Origin of the sequence: Mesorhizobium sp. M7A.F.Ca.US.010.02.1.1 (assembly GCF_004023085.1) — a bacterium.
Classification (GTDB): domain Bacteria; phylum Pseudomonadota; class Alphaproteobacteria; order Rhizobiales; family Rhizobiaceae; genus Mesorhizobium.
Map to the genome: position 1 here is coordinate 1 of NZ_RZRV01000128.1, position 478 is coordinate 478.

General features: G+C 62.6%; 1 pseudogene. It reads right to left on the minus strand.

Annotated elements, in window-relative coordinates:
- Positions 1-281, minus strand: a pseudogene (locus EOA19_RS35060) (OsmC family peroxiredoxin); the annotation flags it as partial.
- Positions 282-478: the final 197 nt, after the last annotated feature.

Sequence of the window (478 nt, forward strand, 5' to 3'; positions counted from 1 at the left end):
AGTTTGAACTCCAGCGCCGTCGCCACCGCCTTAAGCGTCACGCCGGCGCAAGCGACCAGCGCCTCCAGCAGCATGTCGCCCGAGCACAGTTCGAGCCCCGAACCGCCGGTAGCCGGATGGAGACCGGCAACGGCCAGCGCCCGGCCCGTCTCAACTTTGCAGGCGATCGACTGGTCGTCGATCGAGCCCCTGGCCCTGAGCGTGACCAGCGCGCTCGACGCGTCGTCGCGATAGGCGTCCTTGAGCGGCGCCTGCATGGCCTTCAGTCCGGTGGCATCCATGTCCAACCCTTTTCGACAGTCATCTTCATCGCTCGTCACGATACTCGAATAGACTCTACGGCCTAAACCTCGATTTCACGACATTTGGATCAGAGTGACAAGCTGTCCGGATATTGGTGCGTCATTAGACCGGGTGCCTTTTCATGCGACCTGGGGCCGCCACGCGATGACGCCATCCGTCCGAGCCCACGAGACTA